Raw genomic sequence first — 23776 nt, 5'->3', positions numbered from 1 at the left:
GCCGCCGCCACCGCCACCGCCACCGCCACCGCCACCGCCACCGTCGCGCGCGTCGACATTTCAGCGCACGCCGAAGCGTCGTTGCACGCCGCGCGCGTACGCTGGGGCTTTCCACGTTCCAACGGAGCCCCGCGATGATCCCTTCCGACCTTCAGATCCGCCACGCGCACGCATTGCGCGCGCTGCATGCGCAGCCCGGCGCGTTCATCCTGCCGAACCCGTGGGATGCCGGCACCGCGCGCCTGCTCGCGATGGCCGGCTTTCGCGCGCTCGCGACGACGGGCGCCGGTTACGCGCATTCGCGCGGCCTGCCCGACAATGCGATCGGCCGCGACGCGATGCTCGCGCACATTGCCGAGATCGTCGCGGCCGGCGGCCTGCCGGTCAGCGCCGATCTCGAGAACGGCTTCGGCGACGATCCGCGGACGGTGGCCGAGACGATCCGGCTCGCCGCCGGCGCCGGCGCGGTCGGCGGTTCGATCGAGGATGCGACGGGCCGCCCCGACGCGCCGATCTATCCGCGCGACGCCGCGGTGGCGCGCATCGCGGCGGCCGTCGACGCGGCGCGTGCGCTGCCGTTCCCGTTCACGCTGACCGCGCGCTGCGAGAACTACCTGAACGGGCGGCGTGACCTGGCCGACACGATCGCGCGTCTCGTCGCGTATCGCGACGCCGGCGCCGACGTGCTGTATGCACCGGGCGTGACCGATCCCGACGAGATCGCCGCGCTCACGCGCGCGGTGGACGCGCCGGTGAACGTCGTGATGGGGCTGTCGGGCCCGTTGCTGAGCCTCGATGCGCTCGCGGCGCTTGGCGTGAAGCGCGTGAGCGTCGGCAGCGCGCTCGCGCGGGCCGCTCTTGGCGCGTTCCTGCGCGGGGTCACCGAAATGGTGCAGGACGGCACGTTTACGTTCGCTCAAGCAGCCGTATCGGGCGCCCGGCTCGATCATTGGTTCGCTGCAGAGAATAATTCACCGCGCTCGTTCGAAAACTGATGCCGAAAAGAATGTGGGATCGTTTCCAGTTGAAACATTGATTGACACCAATCAAGTGCATCCGCGCTCGATTAATTAAGTGACGATGGGCCGGGCGCCCGGCAAATTCGCCGAACCCTGTATTTTCGATCAGGTGTTTTTAATCGTATCGCATCAATTTGATGGAAAGATTCCGGAAATCGCCCGCAGGGCGGGCGTTTCCGGCATTTTTTTGTAATTTGGCTCGAATGGGAGTTGCCGGTTTTTTTGTAGATTGATAATCTTCACGGCAGCCTAAAAAATGCCGGCTCGACGATGCCGGAAAATCAATATAAAAGTAATGAGAGAGCCATGACGATCCGAGATATTCTCCGTACCCGGTTTCGCGTCGGCGACGTCGTGACGCTGAAAACGGGTGGGCCGCGCATGACGGTCATTTATGCCGGGCCGGTCGTCTTCGACGAGGCCGACTGGCTGATTTGCCAGTGGTTCGACGAAAGCGGGCACTTCCGGCAGGAAATGTTCCACCACGAGACGTGCGTCGCGGAACCGCGCGCGATCTCGGCCGGGCGGGTGCGCGTGCGGATGCAGGCCCATCGCTGCCGGTCCGCCGCCTAGGAGAGGCTTGCCGGCCGGTTGGGCGGCTGCGGCGCCCGCCGCATCGACGTTTCATGCGGGCCCGAAACATCATGCGCGCAGCGAGGCCGATACTGCACGCATGAACCCGACCGATCCGATTGCCGCGGTCACGCACCGCGATCCTTACCCCTACTATGCGGCGCTCGTCGACGGGCCGCCGCTCGTGTTCGATGCCAAGCTCGGCCTGTGGGTCGCGAGCAGCGCCGCGAGCGTGAGCGCCGTGCTCGGCCATCCCGCGTGCCGCGTCCGGCCGCTCGCCGCCCCCGTGCCGCCCGCGCTGTGCGGCACGACGGCGGGCGAGCTGTTCGCGCAGCTGATCCGGATGAACGACGGCGCGCTGCGGCACGACGTGCCGAAACGCGCGATGCAGGCCGCGCTGGCGGCGGTCGACACGGAGGCGCTGCGCCGTCGCGCGTCCGTGCTGGCCGCGCAGCGCCGGCCGGCGCGTGGGCCCGACGCGCTGGACGCCTGGTGCATGACGGTGCCGGTCTGCGCGGTGGCCGACCTGCTCGGCTTCGACGACGCGCGGCTCGACGGCGTCGCCGCATGGGTGACCGACTTCGTCGCGGCGCTGTCGCCGCTGTCGACGGATGCGCAACTGGCCCGTGCGAGCGACGCGGCCGGGCACCTGCTCGAGCGGATGACCGCGCTCGTCGCCGCGTCGCGCACGGACGACCGCAGCCTGGTCGCGGCGGTGCAGCACGCGGCGCGGGACGTCGGCTGGCACGCGAGCGGCGCGCTGATCGCGAACCTGGTCGGGCTGCTGTCGCAAACCTGCGAGGCGACGGCGGCGTGGCTCGGCAATACGCTGGCTGCGTGGCTCGACCCCGGCCACCATCCCGATGGCGGCGGCATTCCAGTGGACGACGACGCGGCGCTCGACGCATTCGTCGCGGAAGTCGCGCGCTTCGACGCGCCGGTGCAGAACACCCGGCGCTTCGTCGCGGCGCGCACGACGCTGGCCGGCGTGACGGTCGATGCGGGCGACGCGATCCTGGTGGTGCTCGCGGCGGCGAACCGCGATCCGGCCGTGCACCGCGACCCGCACCGTTTCGTGCCGGGCCGGCCGCCGGGGCCGGCATTCGGCTTCGGCGCGGGGCCGCACGGCTGCCCGGGCGAACGGATCGCGCGGGCGGTGACGGCAGGGGCGGTGGGGGCGTTGCTGCGCGCCGGCGGCTTGCCGCCGCGCGACGCATTGAGTTGGCGCTACCGGGCCTCGACCAACGTCAGGATGCCGAAGTTCGAGGCGGCGCGCTAAAGGGAAAGGAGACTCAGCGGCAGCCCTGCTTCTGCGCCCACTGTTCCTGGGCGGCGACGCGGCGCTGCACGCGTTCGACGAGGCCGGTCGAGAAGGTCCGCATGCTGATGCCGCGGCGCTTCGCGAGGATGTCCTGCACGACGTCGGCGTGCGGGTTCGGCTGGCAGGCCCAGTAGAGGGTCATCAGCCAGCCGATTCCGGTCCACGCGAACAGCGCGTTGAACAGCGCGATCGTCAGCTTGTCGTGGCGGCGGCGCCGGTCGGCGATGATCGCCGGCAGGAAGTAGAGCGCGATCGCGGCGACTGAGCCGGCGACTTGAATCAGGACTTCGGTCTGCATGTTGCTGCTCCATCCGGACTGCAATGGGACCGATTGTCGCGCTTTTCCCGTTGACGTGCAGACAATTGATTGTTGCGCTTTTGGTGACGATCAGGCGGCCAGGCTGTCCGTCGGACCGGCTTCGCTGGCCAGCGCGAAACCCTCGTCGCACCAGCCCGTGACGCCGCCGATCATCAGCTTGACCGGCCGGCCGAGCCGCGCGAGGCGGATCGCGGCGCGGGCCGCGCCGTTGCAGTGCGGCCCGGCGCAGTAGACGACGAACAGCATATCGGCCGGATAACCGGCCAGCTTGCCCGCGACGATCTTGCGGTGCGGCAGGTTGCGCGCGCCGGGCACGTGGCCGGCGGCGTACTGACCGGGGCTGCGCACGTCGAGCAGCACGAAATCGGGCGCGCCGGATGCGAGCGCGTCGTGCACGTCCCAGCAATCGGTCTCGAAGCGCAGCGACGCTTCGAAATGCGCGAGGGCGGCGGGGCTGTCGGCGGCGGGAACGTCGGTGACGTAAGACATGCGGGGTTTCTCCTGAAGGGCGCGGGACGCGATGAACATGGGGTCAGTATCGCGGTTCGGCGTGCCGCGCGGCAGTGGCGCGATTGACAAGTTCCGGTAACATTGCGCCATGCAAAACCATCTCGTCGTCGCGCTCGCCTACGATCGCCTCTGCACCTTCGAATTCGGCTGCGTGGTCGAACTGTTCGCGCTCGAGCGCCCGGAGCTGGGCGTCGACTGGTATCGCTTCGCGGTGTGCGCGAGCGAGCCGGGCCCCGTGCGCGCGGCGGGCGGCATCACGGTGGCCGCGCCGTACCGGCTCGCAATGCTCGATCGCGCGAACACCATCGTGATTCCCGGCTGGCGCGACCCCGACGAGTTGCCGCCCGAGCCGCTGCTGAAGAAGCTGCGCGCCGCGCACCGGCGCGGCGCGCGGCTGTGCTCGATCTGCTCGGGCGTGTTCGTGCTCGCGGCCGCGGGCGTGCTCGACGGGCTGACCGTGACGACGCACTGGCGTTACGCGGAGCGGCTGCAGGCGCGCTATCCGGCGCTGACGGTGAATCCGGACGCGCTGTACGTCGACGCGGGGCAGGTGATCACGTCGGCCGGCTCGGCGGCCGGGCTCGACATGCTGCTGCATCTCGTGCGCCGCGATCACGGCGGCGCGATCGCCAACCGTGTCGCGCAGCGGCTCGTGCTGCCGCCGCATCGCGACGGCGGCCAGGCGCAGTTCGTGCCGCGCCCGGTCGCGCCGGGCGGCAGCGACCGGCTCGCCAGGCTGATCGACTGGATGCGCGCGCATGCGGCCGAGCCGCATACGCTCGCGTCGCTGGCCGCGCACGCCGCGATGAGCCCGCGCACGCTGCAGCGGCAGTTCGCCGACGCCACCGGGATGTCGCCGGTCACGTGGCTGATCCGCGAGCGCGTGAACGTCGCGAAGGACTTGCTCGAGGCGAATCCGGCAATGCCGCTCGCGCAGGTGGCGATGCGCGCGGGCTTCGGATCGGAGGAGTCGCTGCGCCGGCACTTCCGGCGCATCGCGGCGACGAGCCCGGCCGCTTACCGGAAGGGGATGGATCGTGGCGTAAGATGCTGACGGCCCGGCACGAGGCGGAGGGCCCGCCTTGCCGGATGCGCACGCACCACGACAAAAAAGGAAAACACCTGATGGGCCTGTTGGGAAAACTGTTCGGCAAGAAATCTCGCGAAGCGGAAGCGGCGTCCGCGTCGACGTCATCGGAACCGCCCGCGCCGCAGACGCCACCCGAAGCCGCGCGCGACGAACCCGACATCGCGCCCGAACTGGCGCCCGCGCTGGCGGCCTTCCAGGCCGGGAGGCACGAGGCAGCAATCGCCGCCGCCGCGCCGCACGCCGAGCGCATCGCGGACGCAAGCCGCCTGTGCGCGCTGGCCTATTCTGCGATGCACCGCTACCCGGAAGCGTTTCCGTACTGGCTCTCGCTGTTCGACAAGGAGCCGAGCGCGCACAACGCGGTGCAACTGGCGACCACGTCGGTGATGTGCGGCGAAGTGAAACGCGGCGAGGCGTGGCTGCAGAAGGCCGCGGAGGTCAACCACGAAACGCACGAGCAATCCGACGTCACCGCGCGCACTCACTTCATTTCCGCGCTGACGCAGAGCGGCCATTTCGCCGAAGCGCTGCCGCACCTGACCTGGGTGCGCGACGTTTATGGCCACGTGCGCATCACCGATTCGACGTTCCTCTACATGCGCGGGATTCCGTTCTTTTCGGCGTTTCTGGAGAACAGTCTCGGCATCCTCAAGGCCACGCAACCGGCCGAGGCAGTCGAAGCGTGGTACGGCGCGCTCAAGGGCAAGCTCGACGACGACGGCGACGCGCAACTCGATGCGTGGATCGGGCAACTGCAGGAGAAACCGGCCGGCTGACGGCCGGCCGGGGGCGCGCGATGATCGCGACGCCCTGCCGCAAGCCGGCGGGGCGTCGCTCGCGCCACGCGATCAGCGCGTGTTGGCGTCGCCTGCCTTGCGCTTGATGCACGCGATCCGATACACGCCGTCCTCCACTTCCACGCCATGCGTATCGTGCGTGAAGCCGGGGAAGCGCAGGTCGAACTGCTCGAGCGCCTTCAGGTAGCCGAGCAGCGGCCCGTCCGACGGCCCCGCGTTCTCGCCCGGCATCAGCAGCGGAATGCCCGGCGGATACGGCACGACGCCGGTCGCGACGGTGCGGCCTTCCATCTCCGACAGCTCGAGCATCTCGATCTCGTTGTGCACGAGGCGCTCGAACGCTTCCGCCGGGCTGAAATCCGGCGTCGGCAGCGTCGAGAAGCCGCGCGACATCATCTCGGTCGTCTTCAGGTCGCTCATCGCGTTGAACATCAGGTCGCACAGATCGCGCAGGCCGAGCTTGCGATAGCGGTCCGGATAGCGCGCGACGAGATCGGGCAGCACCTGCTCGAGCGGCGCGTTCGCGTCGTAGTCGCGCTTGAAGTCGAGCAGCGTGTTGACGAGCGTGCCCCACTTGCCCTTCGTCACGCCGAGCGAGAACAGGAACAGGATCGTGAAGTCGGTCGTCTTCTCGACGACGATCCCGTGCCGGTCGAGATACGCGGTGACTATCGTCGCCGGGATGCCGACCGGCATCAGCCCGCCGTTCGGCGACACGCCCGGCGTGACGATCGACACCTTGATCGGGTCGAGCATGCAGTAGTCGTCCTCGATGTCGCCGAAGCCGTGCCACGCGTCGCCCGGATGCAGCACCCAGCACGACGGATCGGCGACCAGCAGTGCCTCGTCCGCTTCATGGAAGCGCATGCGCCGGCCCGTCTTGCGGTCGACCACCGTATCGGGCTGCCAGCCGTTGAAGAACCAGTCGTCGTTTTCCTCGCACTCCGCATGCAGGCGGCCGAGCATTTGCCGGAACGCGACCGCCTCGCGGATCGCGTCGGTGGTCAGCGCCTCGCCGCCGGGGCCGTCCATCATCGCGGCGCTCACGTCGTTCGACGCGATGATCGCGTACTGCGGCGACGTCGACGCATGCATCATGTACGCCTCGTTGAAGCGCGCATGCTCGATCGGGTTGCGGCCGTCGCGGATGTGGATGAACGACGCCTGCGACAGCGCGGCGAGCAGCTTGTGCGTCGATTGCGTCGCGAACACGGTCGGCTTGCTCGCGTCGTGCCGCGCGGGGTCGCCGTGCATCGCGTGGCGGTCTCGGTACAGCGGGTTGAAGCGCGCGTAGCCGTACCACGCTTCGTCGAAATGCAGGCGGTCGACGCTCTGGCCGAGCAGCTCCTCGATGCGCGCGACGTTGTAGCACAGGCCGTCGTACGTCGAGTTCGTGATCAGCGCGTGCACGGGCGTCGGGTCGATGCCGTCGCGGCCCTTCACGAGCGGGTTGTGCTCGATCGACAGCCGCACGGCGGCGGCGGTCAGGCGCTCGGGCATGATCGGCCCGATGATCCCGTAATGGTTGCGCGACGGCACGAGGTAGGTCGGGATCGCACCCGACATCGTCATCGCGTGCTCGGCCGACTTGTGGCAGTTGCGGTCGCACAGCGCGACCTGGTTGCGCGTGACGCTCGCCATCAGGATCACGCGGTTCGACATCGACGAGCCGTTGGTCACATGGTACGAGCGATGCGCGCCGAACACGCGCGCCGCGTAGCGTTCGCTTTCGCCGATCGGCCCCGAGTGGTCGAGCAGCGAGCCGAGCTCGCCGACCGAGATCGACAGGTCGGAGCGCAGCAGCGCCTCGCCGAAGAATTCGAAATACGCGCGGCCGACCGGCGATTTCAGGAACGCGGTGCCGCCCGTGTGGCCCGGCGTGTGCCACGAATACTCGTATACGCGCGAGAACTTCGCGAGCGCGCGGAACATCGGCGGCAGCACGGTTTCGCGGTAGCGCTCGATCGCCGCGACGATGCGCCCGCCGATGAACGCGGTGGTGTCCTCGAGCATCCAGATGAAGTCGTCGGCCTTGCGCATCGCTTCGACCGGCACCGCCGCCGCGCTCGCGCGGCTCGCGAGCAGGAACACCGGCACGGTCGCATTGCGCGCGCGCATCGCGTCGAGCACCGACTGCGCCGGCGCGTGGGTCGCGTCGCCGCCGAGCTCCCAGTTCAGCAGCAGGCACTGGATCGCCGGGTCGGCGTTGACGACCGCGCGCGCATCGTCGGCGGATGTCGCGATCACGACGTCGACGAGCCGTTCGCGCAGCTCCTCGGCGAGCGCGGTCGCGGCGCGTCCGGTGGCGGTGCGCTCGTCGATGTCGTGCTGCACCAGCAGCGCCTTCATGCCGAGGCGACGGAATGACTGTTGGGTCAAGGAAGCGGTCATGTGTTATTCCCCCGTTTGCTGGGTTGCTTGGGCGCCCGCCGCGGCGATCGGCGAACGGGCGTGAAGGATGTCGGCCTGATGGCGGCCCACGGAGATCCAGAAGGTCGCGGCGAGCGCGGCGATGGTGACGGACAGCGCGACGTAGCGCACCCAGCGCGGCGAGCGGCCGCCCGGATGCACGTGGGTTTCCTCGATCTCGCGCTGGCGGTTGATCGACAGCTCGTAGAACACGATCGTCGCGACGACGAAGATCAGCGACCAGCGCGTCTGCTGGCCGTCGGAGCCGACCATCGCCCACAGCGCGTAGAGCGCGCCGATCAGCCCGACGATCGTGTAGAACGTGAACTGGTGCGACGGCATCTTGCCGTAGCCGAGCACCTTGATCGCGATGCACGAGTAGATGTACGGCAGCAGCGTCATGATCACCGCGATCGACGCGATCTTGCCGAACTGCTCGCTCGCGCTCGGCGACATCGTCGCCAGCACCTGCACCGACATGATCACCGCGACGATCGCGAGGCCCGCCGACGGCACGTTCTTCGAGTTGACGCGCGCGAACACGCCGGCGAACAGGCCGTCGTCGGCGGCCGCCTTCGCGGTCTGGCCGACGAGCAGCGTCCAGCCCGCGAGCGAGCCGAGGCAGCCGAGCGCCGCGCACAGCGCGACCGCGTTCGCGGCGGTGTTGCCGAGCGCGAGGCGCGCGGCGTCCGCGAACGGCGCGCTCGACGCGAGCAGCGCCTTGTTCGGGATCATCCCCATGATCACCGTCGAGCTGAGCACGTAGCAGACGGCCGCCAGCACGACGCCGCCGACGGTCGCGATCGGCACGTTGCGCGACGGGTTCTCGACCACGCCCGCCGACACCGACGCGCTCTCGACGCCGATGAACGCCCACAGCGTGAAGTTCAGCGTCGCGCCGATCGCGCTGAAGCTGCTCGCGCCGGACACGTTCCAGCCCGCGAAATAGACGTCCTTGCTGAACCAGAACCAGCCGAACACGGCCATGCCGAGGATCGGCACCAGCGCGAAGATCGTCGTGACCGACTGCACCTTGCCGACGACGTTCGGCCCGAGGATGTTCGCGTACGTGAACAGCCAGATCACGAAGATCTGCGCGAGCGCGAACACGAGCGGATCCTTCAGCACCGGGAAGAAGTGCGTGAGGTAGCCGAGGCCCGCGACCGCGAGGCCGACGTTGCCGAGCACGTTCGCGAGCCAGTAGATCAGGTTGGTCTGGTAGCCCATGTACGGGCCGAACGACTTGCGCGCATACGCGTACGGGCCGCCTGCGACAGGGTCGATCGCCGCGAGCTTCGCGAACACCAGCGCGAGCGACACCGCGCCGACCACGGTGATCAGCCAGCCGAAGATCGCGATGCCGCCGGTCGCGGCGAGGTTCGCGGGCAGCATGAAGACGCCGGAGCCCATCATGTTGCCGGCGACCATCAGTGTGGCGGGGATCACGCCGATTTTCGGCGCGGACGTGTCGGTGGTGACAGCGGGAGAAGATGTGGCCTCGGACATGCGAGCCTCCGTGGGTTGGGCGGCAGGGAACGGCGGGAATGACGCCGGCGGCCGTGCAATGACGCGCGGCCAGTGAGTTTGTTTGCCCGGATGTTATCGCCTTGCTGTCAATAAAAGTGACGCCTGACGTCCTATTCAAAGGACGTTTGACGGCGATCATTCAATAAATCGAAACGAATTGACGTTTCGTTGAGATGCGGGGATTTGAAGGGCGGAAGGTTCGCCCGGGACACGCGTGCCGGGGCGCGGTCGCCTCGATGCCGGATGTCGGGCGTCTTCGGAAGGAGAGGGGAGGGTCGAGGGCGCGGGCCGCCGCCGCAGGTGCGAATCGATCCGTAACAGATCCGCATCGCGAGCGCCGCCGCGAGCGCCGCCAGTCGGCGCGCCGGTCGCGGCGGCGGCATCGCTCAGGCGCGTGGTCGCAGCACCACGATGCCGGGCGTATTCTTCACGTATTCGAGAAACGGCGTATCGACGACTTTCATATTGGCTTTCTTCGACGACGCATTGCGCAGCATCGGCCCATCGCGCGTCTCGATGAAGAAGCCGACGTGCGTGACGTCGAGACCGTCCGCTTTCGCGTAAAAGCCGATGAAGTCGCCGGTGCGCAGCCGGCTGACGACGTAGTCATCGACGAATTCGCTCGGGATATGGACGATATCGCGCGAGACGACCGGCAATCCCGGCAGGTAGGTGCCGCCGTCGGCTTTCCTGTTGAGCTGCTTCGGGATCGTGACGGCGTGGACGCTGATCGAGGCGGTGACGTCGTCGGCCAGCAGTTGCGGCTGGTTGGCCCAGTCGGTGAAGAAATGGCGGCGGTGCGTGAAGCCGATGTCGCCGTTCACGTAGCGCGTGCGGACGAGACGGCTGGCGTAATCGGCTTTCGTCGTCGCCTTTCTTGCGGCCTCGACATAGTCGAGATAGGTGAAGCAATCGAGTCCGCTGAAGTCGATCACCAGTTGTTCCGGCGTGGTCGCGGACCCTTTCAACATGTCGCCTCGGTAAGGCGTGCCAAGGAACTCGCGCGACAACGCATCGACGAGCTGGCCGACGTCGCCGTCCGGATGCGCGGCGCGTATCGCCAGCAACGCGTCGAGCTTGCTGGAGGTCGCTTCGTTCATGTTCGCCAACGCGGCTTGTTGCTGCGTTGTCGTTTCGTCCGGCGGCAGCGAAGACGAAACGGTTGCGTCGCCGCCGCAACCGGCCAATGCCAGTGCGACGACGAGCGGTGCCAATTTTCTGAAATTCATTTCAATTACCTTGAGCCGGCTGGCGCCGAAAAATGCTGTCCATCGTCAGCGGTTGTCGTGAATTGATCAAATCGGATTCCAAGGAAGTCACTTGCGGTACGAATTGCCGGATGAGGCCGGCGCTGCACGATATTTAATGGACGAACGAACCTCAAGAAATCTCAACGAAATCTCAATGCCGGGGGAATGCCGCGATGGCGCCGGGGTGCGTGGCGCCGCTGCACGCCGCGATAGCGGCCGCCGCACGGGCGCGACGGGCGGCCGACCGCGCACGCCGGCGCAGCGCTTGCACAGCCGGCCTTGCCGGCCGCGAAACGCCGCCAGCGGCGTATGATCGAAAATTCCTTGACCATCGAATCCGGCCTGCCATGACCCTCATCGATCCTGCTCCCGACCACGACACGCACACGGCATGCGGCGCGCCGCTGCCTTCCCGCCTGCCGTTGATACAGGCTCCGATGGTCGGTTCGTTCAGCCCGCTTGCGATCGCCGTGTGCGAAGCCGGCGGCCTCGGTTCGCTCGCTTGCGCGGCGCTCGGCCCGCAGCAACTGCGCGACGAGATCGCGGCGATTCGCGCTCGCACGGCGGCGCCGTTCAACGTCAATTTCTTCTGTCACACGCCGCCCGCCCCGGACGATGCGGTCGAGGCACGCTGGCGCGCGGCGCTCGCCGGCTACTACGCGGAGGCCGGCCTCGATCCGGCGGACGTGCGGGGCGGCCCCGGCCGCGCGCCGTTCGACGACGCGATGTGCGCGGTGGTCGAGGATCTGCGGCCGGCCGTCGTGAGCTTTCACTTCGGGTTGCCGGACGACGCGCTGCTCGAGCGGGTGCGGCGCACCGGGGCGCGGGTCGTGTCGTCGGCGACGACGGTCGAGGAGGCACGCTGGCTCGATGCGCGCGGCGTCGACGCGATCGTCGCGCAAGGCGCGGAAGCGGGCGGCCATCGCGGCATGTTCCTGACCGACGACATCCATGCGCAGCCGGGCCTGTTCGCGCTGCTGCCGCAGGTCGTCGATGCGGTGCGTGCGCCGGTGATCGCGGCGGGCGCGATCGCCGACGGCCGCGGCATCGCGGCCGCGTTCGCGCTCGGCGCGCGGGCCGTGCAGATCGGCACCGGCTACCTGCTGACGCCGCAGGCCGGCCGTTCCGCGCTGCATCAGGCGGCGGTGCGCGCGGCGCGCGACGACGGCACGCGCGTGACCAATCTGTATACCGGCCGCCCCGCGCGCGGCCTGATGACGCGCTTCATGCGCGAGCAGGGGCCGATGAGCGCGCTCGCGCCCGCGTTTCCGCTCGCGACGGCGGCGGTCGATCCGCTGCGCGGCGCGCTCGAGCGGCAGGGCCGCGACGACTTCTCGCTGCTGTGGTCCGGCGAGGCGGCGGCGCTCGCGCGCGACGAGGATGCCGGTGCGCTGACGCGCCGCCTGTGGGACGACGCACTCGCGTGCGCCGCGGGGCTCGGCGCGGCGTTCCCGGCGGCGCGCTGAACGCCGGCTGAAGGAGCGGGGCGCGGCCGTCGGCGTATCATCCTGGTTTTCGTCAGCCCGATCCAGGCACCCCACCATGACTTCCGTCGACACTACCCCCGTCCTCGACCATGACAAGCTCGTGACCTTCGTCGAGCGCAAGTGGAACGATGAAATCCTCCATGCCCTGACCGACTACATCGCGATCCCCGCGAAAAGCCCTGCGTTCGACCCCGACTGGGCGAAGCGCGGCTATCTCGAGCGTGTCGTCACCGATGCCGCGCAATGGGCCGAACGCCAGCCGGTCAAGGGCCTGAAGCTCGAGATCGTGCGCCTGCCGGGCCGCACGCCGGTGATCTTCTTCGAGACGCCCGCGACGCGCTCGGGCAGCACGGACACGATCCTGCTGTACGGCCACCTCGACAAGCAGCCCGAATTCGACGGCTGGCGCGCGGATCTCGGCCCGTGGACCCCGAAGTACGAGAACGGCAAGCTGTACGGCCGCGGCGGCGCGGACGACGGCTACGCGATCTACGCGAGCCTCGCGGCGCTCGGTGCGCTCGACGAGCAGGGTGTCGAGCGGCCGCGCTGCGTCGGCCTGATCGAGACCTGCGAGGAGTCGGGCAGCTACGACCTGCTGCCGTACGTCGACGCGCTGCGCGACCGGCTCGGCCAGGTGTCGCTCGTCGTGTGCCTCGATTCCGGCGCCGGCAACTACGACCAGATGTGGCTGACGACGTCGCTGCGCGGGCTCGTGTCCGGCGACCTGCAGGTCGAGGTGCTCGAGGAGGGCGTGCATTCGGGCGTGTTCGGCGGCATCGCGCCGTCGAGCTTCCGCGTGATGCGCCAGTTGTTCGAACGGCTCGAGGATGCGAAGAACGGCAACCTGCTGCCGGGCGCGTTCCATTGCGAGATTCCCGCGAGCCGCCTGCAGGAAGCGGACGCCACCGCCGCGATCCTCGGCGATGCCGTGTGGAAGGGGCTGCCGTGGGCGTGCGGCGCGGACGGCAAGCCGGTGCTGCCGACCACGACCGACCCGCGCGAGGCGCTGCTGAACTCGACCTGGCGGCCGTCGCTGTCGGTGACCGGCGCGGCCGGCCTGCCGCCGCTCGCCGACGCGGGCAACGTGCTGCGCCCGCGCACCGCGTTCAAGCTTTCGCTGCGCCTGCCGCCGCTCGTCGACGCCGCGCAGGCCGTGCAGCAGCTGAAGGCATTGCTCGAGCTCGATCCACCGTACAACGCGAAGGTCACGTTCAAGCCCGACGCGGGCGCGGCGACCGGCTGGGCGGCGCCCGATCTCGCGCCGTGGCTCGCGTCGTCGCTCGACGCCGCGTCGCGCCGCCACTTCGGCGCGGACTGCGCATACATGGGCCTCGGCGGCACGATCCCGCTGATGAACGTGCTGCAGGCCGGCTTCCCGGCCGCGCAGTTCATGGTGTGCGGCGTGCTCGGGCCGAAGTCGAACGCGCACGGCCCGAACGAGTTCCTGCACGTGCCGTATGCGAAGAAGCTCACGGCGGCCGTCGCCGACGTGATCGCTTCCGCGCGCTGAGCGGCTGACCGCCCGAGCACCGATCCCACCCGCGAGGAAACACGCCGATGAGCGAACCGCACCAGCCGCCCGCCACCGACCCGCTGCGCATGCATGCCGATCAGCTGCACGCGTTCGTTGCCGCGATCTGGGCGCGGGCGGGCAGCAGCGAGCGCGAGGCGCGGCTCGTCGCCGATCATCTGGTCGGCGCGAACCTCGCGGGCCACGATTCGCACGGGATCGGCACGATCCCGAACTACGTGGCGTCGTGGCGGGAAGGGCAGCTCGCGCTGAACGCGCATGCGGCGATCGTGCGCGACGCGGGCGCGGTGCTGACGATCGACGGCGGGCGCGGCTTCGGCCAGGTGATCGCGTTCGAGGCGATGGTCGAGGGCATCGAGCGGGCGCGGCGGATGGGCATCTGCGCGGTCGGCCTGCGCGACGTCCATCACCTCGGCCGCATCGGCCACTGGGCCGAGCAATGCGCGCGCGCGGGCCTCGTGTCGTTCCATTTCGTCAACGTGCCGGGCGACCTGCTGGTCGCGCCGCTGAACGGCGCCGATCCGCGTTTCGGCACGAATCCTTTCTGCGCGGCCTATCCGCGCGCGGGCAAGCCGCCGCTGCTGCTCGACTTCGCGACGAGCGCGATCGCGTACGGCAAGACGCGCGTCGCGTACAACCAGCACAAGCGCGTGCCGGCCGGGTCGCTGATCGACCATCGCGGTCGGCCGACCGACGATCCGGCCGTGATGCACGAGCAGCCGTTCGGCGCGCTGCTGCCGTTCGGCCTGCACAAGGGCTATGCGCTCGCGGCGATGTGCGAGATCTTCGGCGGCGCGCTGGTCGGCGGGCACACGACGCACGATGGCACGCTGCAGAAGACGAGCGCGATCGTTAACGGGATGCTGTCGGTGCTGATCGATCCGCAGGCGTTCGACGCGGCTGATGCGCAGCGCGAAGCCGACGCGTTCGTCGCGTGGGCGAAGGCGTCGCCGCAGGTGGGCGACGCGCCGGTGCGGATGCCCGGCGAGCCGGAAGAGGCAAGCCGCGCCGTGCGCGGCGCGGACGGGATTCCGGTCGACCCGGCGACCTGGCGGCAGATCCGCGACAGCGCGGCGGCCGTTGGTTTCGCCGACGCGGAACTCGACGCGTGGACGCAGCGCTGCACGGAGCGCGCGTGAGCTGGCAGTCGGAGAAGGCGCACGGCGAGGAGATCGCGTATCAGCTCGCGAGCCTCGGCGCGGTGGAGGTCGCGCGGTTCTTCAGCGGCGCATCGCTGCGGATCGACGGCGTGATGTTCGGCTTCATGTCGCGCGGGTCGCTGTTCCTGCGTGTCGACGACGTCAACCGCCCGGCGTTCGTCGCGGCGGGGATGGGGCCGTTCTCCTATCCGGGGCGCACGCGCACCGTCGCGCTCGAGGGCTATTACGAAACGCCGGCCGACGTGCTCGAGGACGCGGGCGCGCTGTTCGACTGGTGCCGCGGCGCATATCGCGCCGCGCTGCTGGCCGGCCCGCGGCCGGCGAAGCGCAAGCCGAAGCCCAAGCGCGCGACATGACAGCGCAGGCCGCGGAGGGCGTCGCGGCCGGCCATTTATCCGCTTTCCGTTCAGCGCATCGCGCGTGCCTGTTTGCCCGGCATGCCCGACACCTTGTCCGCGGTCCGGTTTCACCGACGTCCGCGCTTCACAACCGGCGGCACGGCGTTTATGATCGGCGCGGTCGTGCCCCGCAGACGGCGCGCAGAACGCCACGCGGCACGCTTCCCCACTCATCATCCATCCAGATGGAGACAACCGATGCTCGTGCTGATTCTCGGTTTGGCGATCTTCCTCGGTGTGCATTCGATCCGCCTCGTCGCGGACGGCTGGCGATCCGAGCAGATCGCCCGTCTCGGCGAGAAGGGCTGGAAGGCGCGCTATTCGGTCGCGTCGCTCGTCGGTTTCGTGCTGATCGTCTGGGGCTACGGCATCGCGCGCGGCGGCGCGACGCTGCTGTGGGTGTCGCCGGCCGGCGTGCGGCACCTGACCGGGATGCTGACCGCGATCGCGTTCGTGCTGATCGCGGCGTCGCACGTGCCGGCGAACCGCATCAAGGCGCTCGTCGGGCATCCGATGGTGGCCGGCGTGATGGTGTGGGCGGTCGCGCACCTGCTCGCGAACGGCACGCTGCATGCGGTCGTGCTGTTCGGCGCGTTCTTCGTCTGGTCGCTCGCGAGCTTCGTGGTGTCGCGCGCGCGCGATCGCCGGGACGGCGTGCGCTACCCGGCCGGCAAGACGTCCGGCGATGCGATCGCGATCGTCGCCGGCCTCGTGATCTGGGCCGTGTTCGCGCTGTTCCTGCACGGCTGGCTGATCGGCGTGCGGCCGTTCGGCTGAGCGGGGGCGGGGCCCCGGCGCCGGCCGGTGACTTCGCCGGTCAGAACGGCTTGGCGAACAGCCCGATCGTCAGCGCGACGCCGATGCACACGATGCCGATCCGCAGAATCCGCTCGTTGACGCGGTGCAGCGCCCACGAGCCGAGCAGGCCGCCGACGATCGCGCCGCCGCCGAGTGCGAGCGCGGCGGGCCAGTGCAGCAGCGGCGAGGTCAGGAACAGCACGACCGCCGACGCGTTCATCACGCCCGCGAGCGCGTTCTTCGTCGATGCCGCGTGACGCGGCGACAGGCCCGCCATCGTCAGCGCGGCCATCATCAGGAAGCCGATCCCCCCGCCGAAGTAGCCGCCGTAGATCGCGATCGCGAACTGCGCGATTGCCGTCGTCACCGGGCCGAGATGGACGGTTTCCTGGCTCGGCTTGCGAAAGAAGCTGCCCCACGCGAACACGGCCGTCGCAAACAGCACGAGCCACGGCACGAGCCGGGAGAAGATCGACGACGGGGTCTTCAGCAGCAGCAGGCCGCCGAGCGCGCCGCCGACGATGCTGATCATGAACAGCGCACGAAACGGCAGCTTGCCCGCGCCGCGCACCATCTGGCGGCTGGCCCAGCCGGTCGTGACCTGCGCGGGAAACAGCGCGACCGTCGACGTGATGTTCGCGGCCAGCGGCGACATGCCCGACACGATCAGCGCGGGCAGCGTGACGAACGAGCCGCCGCCGGCGAGGGAGTTCTGCAGGCCGGCCCAGAGGCCGGCGAGGATGACGAGCGTGAGCATCGGTGCGGGAGCGGGTGGTGGACGAGGCCGGCATGCCGGGGGCGGGCAGTCGCGGCGGACGCAAGATGGTAATGCAGGATCGCGGGCGCCGGAAGCGTGGGCCGTTCGCGTCGCCGCATCCCGGATTCAACCGTGAGGGAGTTCGCCGGGATCCGGCTCGCCGGTGTGGTCGGCCGCGCGCGGATACACGATCGTGCCGTCGGGCTGAGCGACGGCGCCCGGCGTGAGGCGGGCAGGCTCGAGACGGTTCGGCCCGATGATATGGAAGACGGTCTCGCCGCGCGCGATCAGGTAGTCGGCGACGATGCGCCGGTGACAGCGCCACCACACGGCTTCCGCGCACATGACCGCACAGCGCTGCCGGCGCCCTTGCTCGATCAGGTGGTCGAGGCCCGCGCGAAACGCCTCGGTGAGCGCGTAATCGGCGTAGCGATGAAAGCTGTCGTTGGTCCAGAAGCCGTTGACGTCGTCGGACACGCTCCGCGTCTTGCCGCGCAGGCCGCCGAGCGCGGCGACGTGTTCGTACGCGATGTCGAATGCGGCGAGCGCGACCGGGAGCGTCGTTTCGTTGTATTGCGGGTTGGTTCGGGAGCGCGGCATCTTGCGGACATCCGCGAGCAGCGCGATGTCGGCGTCGGTCAGCATGCCGATGAAGTCGTCGAGCGTGCGGTCGGAATGACCGATCGTGAAGAATGGCAGCTTCACGCGTCCCCCTTTCCGGAAACGCGCGGGAGCACGCGGCCGCGATGCGCGGCGACGGGGTCGGGCCTGTCGCTCCTGGTCTCGTACTGCGGATCGCCCGGCGACGCGTGGTGCCGATGGCCCTTGTAATCGCAATCCGGCGTATGAATCGCGATGCTCGTACCCGTCACGTGGCCGGCCGCGGAATTCCACGTGACCCGGTCGCCCGTCTTGAACCTCGTCGTCATGTTGCAGATCCTCCTGCTTTCGGCACGCGCGCGCGTCACGCCGGCGTCTGTCGTTCGAATGAGGCTTCCGCATCGAGGCTCGCGCGGTCGCGCCCGACCGTCGCGACCGCGAGCGGCTTGCCGTCGCGCCAATACGTGACGGTGCAGTCGTGCGCGGCCGGATCGCCGTCGACATCGATGCGATCCCAGTGCTCCGCGTGCCCGACGTAGTTGATCGCCACGTCGTAGTGCTGGCTCCAGAAGAACGGGACCGCCGCGAACGGCTTGCGCTGGCCGAGGATATTCAGCGCGGCTGCAGCGCCCTGGCGCTCGGCGACCACCCAGTGCTCGACGCGGATGCGCTCGCCGGTTCTCGGGTCCGGCCATCGTGCGATGTCGCCTGCGGCATAGATGCCCGGCACGCTCGTTTGCAGAAACGCGTCGACCGTCACGCCGCGATCGATCGCGAGGCCCGCGTCCTGCGCGAGCGCGATATCGGGGCGCACGCCGATGCCGGTCACGACCAGCTCGGCGGCCAGTGCGGCGCCGGTCGACAGGGTCACGCGATCCGCTTCGATCGCCGCGACCGTCGCGCCGAGATGGAAGGTCACGCCGTGCGCTTCATGCAGCGCCTTGACCATGTCGCCGAGCGCGGCGCCGAGCACGCGCTCCATCGGGCGCGCTTCGGGCGCGACCACATGGACTTCCACGCCGCGCGTGCGCAGCGCGGCCGCGACCTCGAGCCCGATGAAGCTGGCGCCCACTACGACGCATCGGCGCGCGCTGCCGGCGCGCGCGATCAGCGCATCGCAATCGGCGAGCGTGCGCAGCACGGCCACGTGCGGCAGCGTCGCGCCGGGCGCCGCGAGGCGGATCGGATCAGCGCCGGTGGCGAGCAGCAGCGCGTCGTACGCAAGCTGGCCGCCATCGGCGAGCGTGACGATTTTCTGTCGGGGGTCGAGCTTGACCGCACGCGCGCCGCAGCGCACGTCGATCTGCCGCTCCGCGTAAAACTCCGGCGCATGCAGCGGGAGCCAGTCGGCCTGCGCGGTGCCGGCGAGGTAGTCCTTCGACAGGTTCGGCCGGTCGTACGGCAATGCAGGATCGGCGCTCAGCAGCGTGACGGCGCCTTGATACCCTTGCTGCCGCAATGTCTGTGCCGCGGCGTTGCCGGCCGCGCCGCCGCCGACGATCACCACCGATGCGGGATGCGAGGCGGCCGGCGAGACGGGCGGTGCGGCGGCAGGCAACGCGTCGCGCACGAAGACCTTGCCGTCGCGCTGCTCGACGCGCCAGCACGTCAGGCCGGACAGCGCCGGCGCGCGGAGCGCCTCGCCGGTACGCAGGCTGAAGCAAGCGTGATGCCACGGGCAGCGGATCGTGTCGTCGACCACGAGCCCGTCCGCGAGCGGCGCACCGTAATGCGTGCAGGTCGCGCCCACCGCAAAGCACGTGCCTGCCCGGCGCACCAGCAGGACCGGCGCATCGCCGACATGGCCGGTCACCATGCCGCCGTCGGGAAGGTCGGCCAGCGGGATGCCTTGAGCGAGATCGGGGTCGCCCGGCGACGAAGCGTGGTCGGTCATGGCAGCTCTCCTTCCGGAGCGGGGACACCGACATTATCGACCTCGATTTCGCGGGGGGAAAGATACAGTCAGCGGGACGCCCGCGTGGCGGCGGGCGTCCGTGCTGCGCTGCGATGCGCCGATCGCGCGGCTACTGCCACGCGGGCGCCGGCGTGATCTGCGTCGTATAGGCGGTGGCCGGCAGCAGCGTGAGGTTCGAAATGTTCTGGCCGCCGTATACCTCGGTCGACGTGCCGATCGTGACGCCCGTCACCGGCACGACCACCGATTGCCCGTCGGAGCGCGATGCGCTGACGACGATCGACTTGCCGGGCGTGAGCGTTGCCGCCACGTTCGACGCGTTGTAGACCATCCGCTGGTTCGCGAGCGTGCCGATCGTCGACAGGTACGGGCTCTGGATCGGCAGGTTCTTGTAGTACTTGTTGTACTTCGTGAACGTCGCGTTGAGCAGGTCGCCGAGCAGCGTGCTCGTGCCGCTGTATGCGCGCAGGTTCGACTGGTGGAACATCATCGGCCGGTTGTCGTACGTGAGCAGGTAGACGACGAGCTGGTCGGACACCTTGTCGAGCACCTGAGCGTAGGTCAGGTCATAGCCCCAGCGGGTCGGGTCGATCCCGTTCGCGCCATAGAAGTAGTTGTATTCGGCAACCCATTCCGATGGCTGCGACACGTTGTAGAACAGCGCGGTCGCATAGCGCGGCACCTCGAAGATCGTCTGGTTCACGCAGCTGTACTTGCCCGCGTTGAACGCCGGCAGCGGCCACGCCACCCCGCCGTTGTTCACCGGGCAGCCGGCCGTGCCGACGGGCGGCGTCGGCTTCGAGCTGTCGGAGACGAGCACGCGCGTGCCGAACGACGCGAGTGCGCCGAGCGTCGTCGGGTTGTACAGGCCGGAAATTTCCGGCGTCACCAGCGTGCTTGCGCTGAAGGTCGTGAAGCCGAACCGGTTCGCGACGGTCAGGTTCTTCTGCATCTCGGCCGTGACCTGCGCGGCGGTGGTCGTGTACGGCGGATCCAGCAGTTCGTGGTCGTAGGTGTGGCTGATCCACTTGAAATTGCGTTGCAGCAGCGCGGTCTGCAGCGACAGCGAATCCGTGCCGCTCGGCGGGTAGAAACCCTGGCCGCCGAACGCCTTGCCGTAGCCTTCGCCGTTGTACGCGAGCGTAAGCTTGACCGCGGACGCGTTCGGCGTCGTCAGGTTCACGAGCGACTGCCAGTTCACGATGTTGGTGAAGTCCGCGCCGGTGGTGCGGTACTCGCAGCCGGTGAGGCCCGTCGCCGGGCTCGTCGAGCCGAGCGGGCATTGGCCGGGCGGGCTCGTGCTGGTCGTGGCGCCGGTCCGGACGTCGTACCACAGGCCGGTGGAGTCGGATTGCGCGTACGGATAGATCTCGTCGGGAATGCCGTTGTCATCCACCTGCGGATCGATGTAGACGTGCCGGCTGCCGAGGAACAGGCCGCGCGTGAGCCAGTTCGCGATCCCGTACGACAGCGTGATCGAGTGCGTCAGGTACTGGCTGTTGTCGAACATCAGCGACATCGTCTCGCGCGTCGTGCTGTCGCCCGTGAGCGGCGTCGTGTTCGCGAACAGGCAGGTGGCGCCGATCGAGTACGTCGCGTTGCCCGGGCCCGTGGCCTGCACGATCGGCGTGACGGTCGTGCCGGTCGGCAGCGGGCTGGCCGGCGATGCGAAGTACGTCCACGCGTTCGAGATCGTGAGCGGACTGCTCGTGGACGTGCCGGCGTTCATGTACGGGAACAGTGCCTGCCCCGACGACGTCAGCAGCGACGACAGCGGCGTCGCGGTCGTGTCCTGGTAGTTCACGTACTGCAGGCAGGCGCTGTCGCCCGGCCACGTATAGAAGCTCGCAAGCCGGACGTTGTACTTGAACTGGTAGCGCGCGAGCGTCTGCGCAAGCGCGCCGCCGGCGAACGGGTTCATGTAGCGGTAGTCGCTGACCGGCAGGACGATCCCCTGGTACAGCGCGTGGTTGCCGGTTTCGAGCGGCGGCAGCGTCGGGTTGTTCGTGTCGTACGTGTAGATCGTATACGGAATGCCCACGCGATCGAGGATCGATCGGGCGGCTGCCAGCTCGGGCGAACTGCCGGCCTGCTGGCTCGCGATGATCAGGATCTTCAGGTCGATCTGGGCATCGCTCGGCACTGCATGGCTGACGCCGGCCGCGGCCAGGAGTGCTGCCGCGACGATACAGCGCGCCACATGCCTGAACTGACGGAATAGGGTTCGCAAAGCGCTCATGTCAAACCTCACGCATCGTGTCCGATGATTCGGACGAGTCCCCCGACAATTCGAAAAAATGGTGTGGTGCCTGTCTTTATTGCTTCGGTATCCGATTGTTCGTCGCCGACTTGTTGACGGTGTCGCCCGGGTGCGGGCCCGATGGCGGGTATTGGGGCTTGCCCCAGCCTTCCTTGCCGGACGGCGCCTGGGCGTGGCCGCGCGGCGCGACCTTGCCGCCCGCGAGTGCGTTCGGCGGCGCGATCGCCGTGGCGGCGATCAGCGCCGGGAACAGGCTGCAGAGCATCACGCGTGGCCAGCGTGACGAGCGTTTGAATCCAGGGGGATGCATGGTGTCCTCCCGACGCGGCCGCGTCATGCGGCGCGTGACAGAATGGATCGAACGGGGGCGTGGCCGGCCCGGCTTGCGGGAGCGGGACGGCAGCGCACGATGGACCGGCTGCGCATGCAACGATCGCCATGACCCGCGCGCAGCCCTGCCGAGGGCGGATCATGCGAACACCGTGCCAGGTGCCGCAAACGCCTGATTTCCAAGAAGTAACTTGACGTAATGAAAGCTTGGCCGCCAAAAACGTTTCAGTTTTGATCGACCGGGCCGGAATGCGGTGGAGAATCGTTTCATCGATGTGACATGGCGCGATGCGCCGTTACGCGTGCGCGCGCAACCACCAAAGATAGGCCGGCAACGCAAGCGAGCCGACGAGGCAGGCCCACAGCAGCGGGGCGATGCCGGCCCGGATCACCGCGTGGCCGTCGAGCATCCAGGCGCCCAGCGCGAACGCGAGCGTCGTGCCGAAATGGGTTGCGGCCGTTTGCAGCGCACTGAAACCGGTGCGACGGTCCGGAGCGGGGAAGGCTGCGCTCACGGAGGACGCCGCGACGAGGCGGATGTAGGTCGATGCCATGCCAATGTCAGCCGGCATGTCGCGCAACTGGAGGCGAGCCTGCCGACGCGCCTGATCGAGCGGCACGCGCGCGGCCTGACGCTGACCGACGCGGGCCGGCTGCTGTTCGAGCGGTGCGGGCCGATGCTCGATGTGCTCGACGAAACGCTCGATGCGCTTGCGTCCGAGCAGTCCCGCTTGCAGGGCCGGCTGCGCGTGAGCCTGCCGAGCGAAATCGGTCCGCAGCTGTTCGGCGCGGCCGTGGCCGACTTCGCGTGCCGGCATCCGGCCGTGGACCTGCGCTGCTCGACGAGTCTCGCCGGGCTGGAAACAGGGCTCGAGGATCTCGACCTGGCAGTCGTTGTCGGCCGCGGCGCCTGCCGGACAGCGCGTGCGTCGTGAAGCCGATGTTGAGCCTGCCGAGCGTGGTTGTCGCGGCGCCGTCGGTGATTGCCGCGCATGGCAGCCCCGTGCGTATCGAGGCGCTCGAGGCACTACCGTCGGTGTGCTCGAGGGGCGGCCATGGCGATTCGTCGGCGCGGGCGGGCATCCGACCAGTTTGCGTGTGCAGGAGCGGTTGCGAGTAGATAGTGGCACGCTCGCGTTGGCAGCCGCGCGGTGCGGGGTCGGTTTTGCGATCGTCGTCGAGGCCGCGTGCCGCGACCTGATCGAACGCGGGGAACTGGTGCGGGTTGCGCTCGACAGGCCGGCCGCGCCGCTACAACTCTATGCTGCGTATCCGCAGCGCCGGCACTTGCCGGCGACCGCGCGGGCGTTCATTGATCATTTGGTTGAGGCGGCGGGGGCGTGCGAGGCCTCTTAAATATTTTTGCGAACCCCCTTGCGCTTGCGGCGCGGGATGCCTAGAATCACGCCTCTTTCGCGCTAACGGCAACGCAGCGCGGAAGGGGGAAGCGGAGTTGGTCGGATGCCTGCAGGGCGCCGGTCGGCGCAGGAAGATGAACCCCGCAGTCGCAACGAAGTAGTTAAAAAAGTTGTTGACGAACTGCGAAACAGTGTTCATAATCTCGTTTCTCTGCTGCTGACAACGCAGCGCTGCTGAGAAGGAAGAATTTCTCGCAGAAACGTTCTTTAAAAATTAACAGCCGATAAGTGTGGGCGCTTGATGGCAGCGAACCGATCCTCGGATCGGATAGCAAAAGTATCAAGAGTCTCACACTAAAGTAAGTCA

The 23776-nt window shown here is 68.8% G+C and carries 25 protein-coding genes; 13 read left to right on the top strand and 12 right to left on the bottom strand.

Translation table 11 applies throughout. The annotated features are described in order from the left end of the window. The first annotated feature begins 134 nt into the window (after positions 1-134). From HWY45_RS16035 to HWY45_RS16025, 3 genes are all read left to right on the top strand, one after another. Complete coding sequence (locus HWY45_RS16035) at positions 135-995, top strand: isocitrate lyase/PEP mutase family protein (protein ID WP_059884740.1); 861 nt, start codon at positions 135-137, stop codon at positions 993-995. A 330-nt stretch (positions 996-1325) separates the two neighbouring features. Beyond that, positions 1326-1592: a YodC family protein gene (locus HWY45_RS16030; protein WP_059562543.1), complete on the top strand. Its 267-nt coding sequence runs from the start codon at positions 1326-1328 to the stop codon at positions 1590-1592. Between the two features lie 100 nt (positions 1593-1692). Then, positions 1693-2871 (top strand): cytochrome P450, encoded by a 1179-nt coding sequence (locus HWY45_RS16025; protein ID WP_059884797.1) that lies wholly within the window; start codon positions 1693-1695, stop codon positions 2869-2871. Positions 2872-2884: 13 nt separating this feature from the next. Here the strand turns inward: HWY45_RS16025 and HWY45_RS16020 are convergent, their stop codons facing one another. Together HWY45_RS16020 and HWY45_RS16015 are read right to left on the bottom strand one after the other, a co-directional pair. Further along, positions 2885-3211 (bottom strand): superinfection immunity protein, encoded by a 327-nt coding sequence (locus tag HWY45_RS16020; RefSeq protein WP_059562551.1) that lies wholly within the window; start codon positions 3209-3211, stop codon positions 2885-2887. A 90-nt stretch (positions 3212-3301) separates the two neighbouring features. Then, positions 3302-3721, bottom strand: coding sequence for a rhodanese-like domain-containing protein (locus tag HWY45_RS16015; RefSeq protein ID WP_059884742.1), 420 nt, complete (start codon positions 3719-3721; stop codon positions 3302-3304). Positions 3722-3830: 109 nt separating this feature from the next. Here HWY45_RS16015 and ftrA point away from each other — a divergent pair, with 109 nt between their 5' ends. Together ftrA and HWY45_RS16005 are read left to right on the top strand one after the other, a co-directional pair. Continuing rightward, positions 3831-4796, top strand: a complete 966-nt coding sequence (gene ftrA / locus HWY45_RS16010) for a transcriptional regulator FtrA (protein WP_059884744.1) — start codon at positions 3831-3833, stop codon at positions 4794-4796. A gap of 71 nt (positions 4797-4867) precedes the next feature. Next, complete coding sequence (locus HWY45_RS16005; RefSeq protein ID WP_059884799.1) at positions 4868-5608, top strand: tetratricopeptide repeat protein; 741 nt, start codon at positions 4868-4870, stop codon at positions 5606-5608. A gap of 72 nt (positions 5609-5680) precedes the next feature. Here HWY45_RS16005 and HWY45_RS16000 read toward each other — a convergent pair whose 3' ends face one another. From HWY45_RS16000 to HWY45_RS15990, 3 genes are all read right to left on the bottom strand, one after another. Then, the gene (locus HWY45_RS16000) at positions 5681-8020 is read right to left on the bottom strand and encodes an Orn/Lys/Arg family decarboxylase (protein WP_059884746.1); all 2340 of its coding nucleotides are present in this window, start codon (positions 8018-8020) and stop codon (positions 5681-5683) included. Positions 8021-8023: 3 nt separating this feature from the next. Further along, positions 8024-9544 (bottom strand): arginine/agmatine antiporter, encoded by a 1521-nt coding sequence (gene adiC, locus HWY45_RS15995; RefSeq protein ID WP_059562565.1) that lies wholly within the window; start codon positions 9542-9544, stop codon positions 8024-8026. 407 nt (positions 9545-9951) lie between these two features. Then, a complete protein-coding gene (locus HWY45_RS15990) occupies positions 9952-10665 on the bottom strand; it encodes a DUF1460 domain-containing protein (RefSeq protein WP_230946831.1) in 714 nt (237 codons plus the stop codon). On the opposite strand from HWY45_RS15990, the gene HWY45_RS36850 reads away from it, so the two are divergent. From HWY45_RS36850 to HWY45_RS15965, 6 genes are all read left to right on the top strand, one after another. After that, a complete protein-coding gene (locus tag HWY45_RS36850) occupies positions 10664-10855 on the top strand; it encodes a hypothetical protein (protein WP_230941833.1) in 192 nt (63 codons plus the stop codon). The genes HWY45_RS15990 and HWY45_RS36850 overlap by 2 nt on opposite strands. A 307-nt stretch (positions 10856-11162) precedes the next feature. Then, entirely contained in the window at positions 11163-12281 is a 1119-nt protein-coding gene (locus HWY45_RS15985) for an NAD(P)H-dependent flavin oxidoreductase (protein WP_059562572.1), read from the top strand. A 76-nt stretch (positions 12282-12357) separates the two neighbouring features. After that, on the top strand, positions 12358-13812 hold the full coding sequence (locus tag HWY45_RS15980; protein ID WP_059803804.1) for a M20 family metallopeptidase: 1455 nt from the start codon (positions 12358-12360) through the stop codon (positions 13810-13812). A 47-nt stretch (positions 13813-13859) separates the two neighbouring features. Continuing rightward, entirely contained in the window at positions 13860-14972 is a 1113-nt protein-coding gene (locus HWY45_RS15975; protein ID WP_059884750.1) for a malate/lactate/ureidoglycolate dehydrogenase, read from the top strand. Then, complete coding sequence (locus tag HWY45_RS15970) at positions 14969-15349, top strand: TfoX/Sxy family protein (protein ID WP_059562663.1); 381 nt, start codon at positions 14969-14971, stop codon at positions 15347-15349. The genes HWY45_RS15975 and HWY45_RS15970 overlap by 4 nt, the downstream gene beginning before the upstream one ends. A gap of 240 nt (positions 15350-15589) precedes the next feature. After that, entirely contained in the window at positions 15590-16168 is a 579-nt protein-coding gene (locus HWY45_RS15965; RefSeq protein WP_059562581.1) for an NnrU family protein, read from the top strand. Positions 16169-16208: 40 nt separating this feature from the next. Here HWY45_RS15965 and HWY45_RS15960 read toward each other — a convergent pair whose 3' ends face one another. The 6 genes from HWY45_RS15960 to HWY45_RS15935 form a co-directional block, all read right to left on the bottom strand. Continuing rightward, positions 16209-16946 (bottom strand): sulfite exporter TauE/SafE family protein, encoded by a 738-nt coding sequence (locus HWY45_RS15960; protein ID WP_059803798.1) that lies wholly within the window; start codon positions 16944-16946, stop codon positions 16209-16211. Positions 16947-17072: 126 nt separating this feature from the next. After that, positions 17073-17651 (bottom strand): DUF488 domain-containing protein, encoded by a 579-nt coding sequence (locus HWY45_RS15955; protein WP_059884751.1) that lies wholly within the window; start codon positions 17649-17651, stop codon positions 17073-17075. Next, on the bottom strand, positions 17648-17875 hold the full coding sequence (locus HWY45_RS15950) for a hypervirulence associated TUDOR domain-containing protein (RefSeq protein WP_059884801.1): 228 nt from the start codon (positions 17873-17875) through the stop codon (positions 17648-17650). Before HWY45_RS15950 ends, HWY45_RS15955 begins: the two co-directional genes overlap by 4 nt. Positions 17876-17910: 35 nt before the next feature. After that, positions 17911-19440, bottom strand: a complete 1530-nt coding sequence (locus tag HWY45_RS15945) for an FAD-dependent oxidoreductase (RefSeq protein ID WP_059884753.1) — start codon at positions 19438-19440, stop codon at positions 17911-17913. A gap of 130 nt (positions 19441-19570) precedes the next feature. Further along, complete coding sequence (locus tag HWY45_RS15940; RefSeq protein ID WP_230946833.1) at positions 19571-21700, bottom strand: Agd3-related carbohydrate deacetylase; 2130 nt, start codon at positions 21698-21700, stop codon at positions 19571-19573. A gap of 76 nt (positions 21701-21776) precedes the next feature. Continuing rightward, positions 21777-22031: a hypothetical protein gene (locus HWY45_RS15935; protein WP_230942243.1), complete on the bottom strand. Its 255-nt coding sequence runs from the start codon at positions 22029-22031 to the stop codon at positions 21777-21779. 466 nt (positions 22032-22497) lie between these two features. Here HWY45_RS15935 and HWY45_RS37435 point away from each other — a divergent pair, with 466 nt between their 5' ends. Beyond that, positions 22498-22986 (top strand): LysR family transcriptional regulator, encoded by a 489-nt coding sequence (locus HWY45_RS37435; RefSeq protein WP_081069896.1) that lies wholly within the window; start codon positions 22498-22500, stop codon positions 22984-22986. Beyond that, positions 22976-23407, top strand: a complete 432-nt coding sequence (locus HWY45_RS15925; protein ID WP_170304055.1) for a LysR substrate-binding domain-containing protein — start codon at positions 22976-22978, stop codon at positions 23405-23407. The genes HWY45_RS37435 and HWY45_RS15925 overlap by 11 nt, the downstream gene beginning before the upstream one ends. Positions 23408-23570: 163 nt before the next feature. Here HWY45_RS15925 and HWY45_RS36615 read toward each other — a convergent pair. After that, positions 23571-23776, bottom strand: a 206-nt coding sequence (locus tag HWY45_RS36615; protein WP_208450112.1) for a hypothetical protein, incomplete at its 5' end; no start/stop codon positions are given.

This window comes from Burkholderia stagnalis, assembly GCF_902830275.1.
Classification (GTDB): Bacteria; Pseudomonadota; Gammaproteobacteria; order Burkholderiales; family Burkholderiaceae; genus Burkholderia; species Burkholderia stagnalis.
This window is presented reverse-complemented; position numbering and strand designations above follow the sequence as displayed.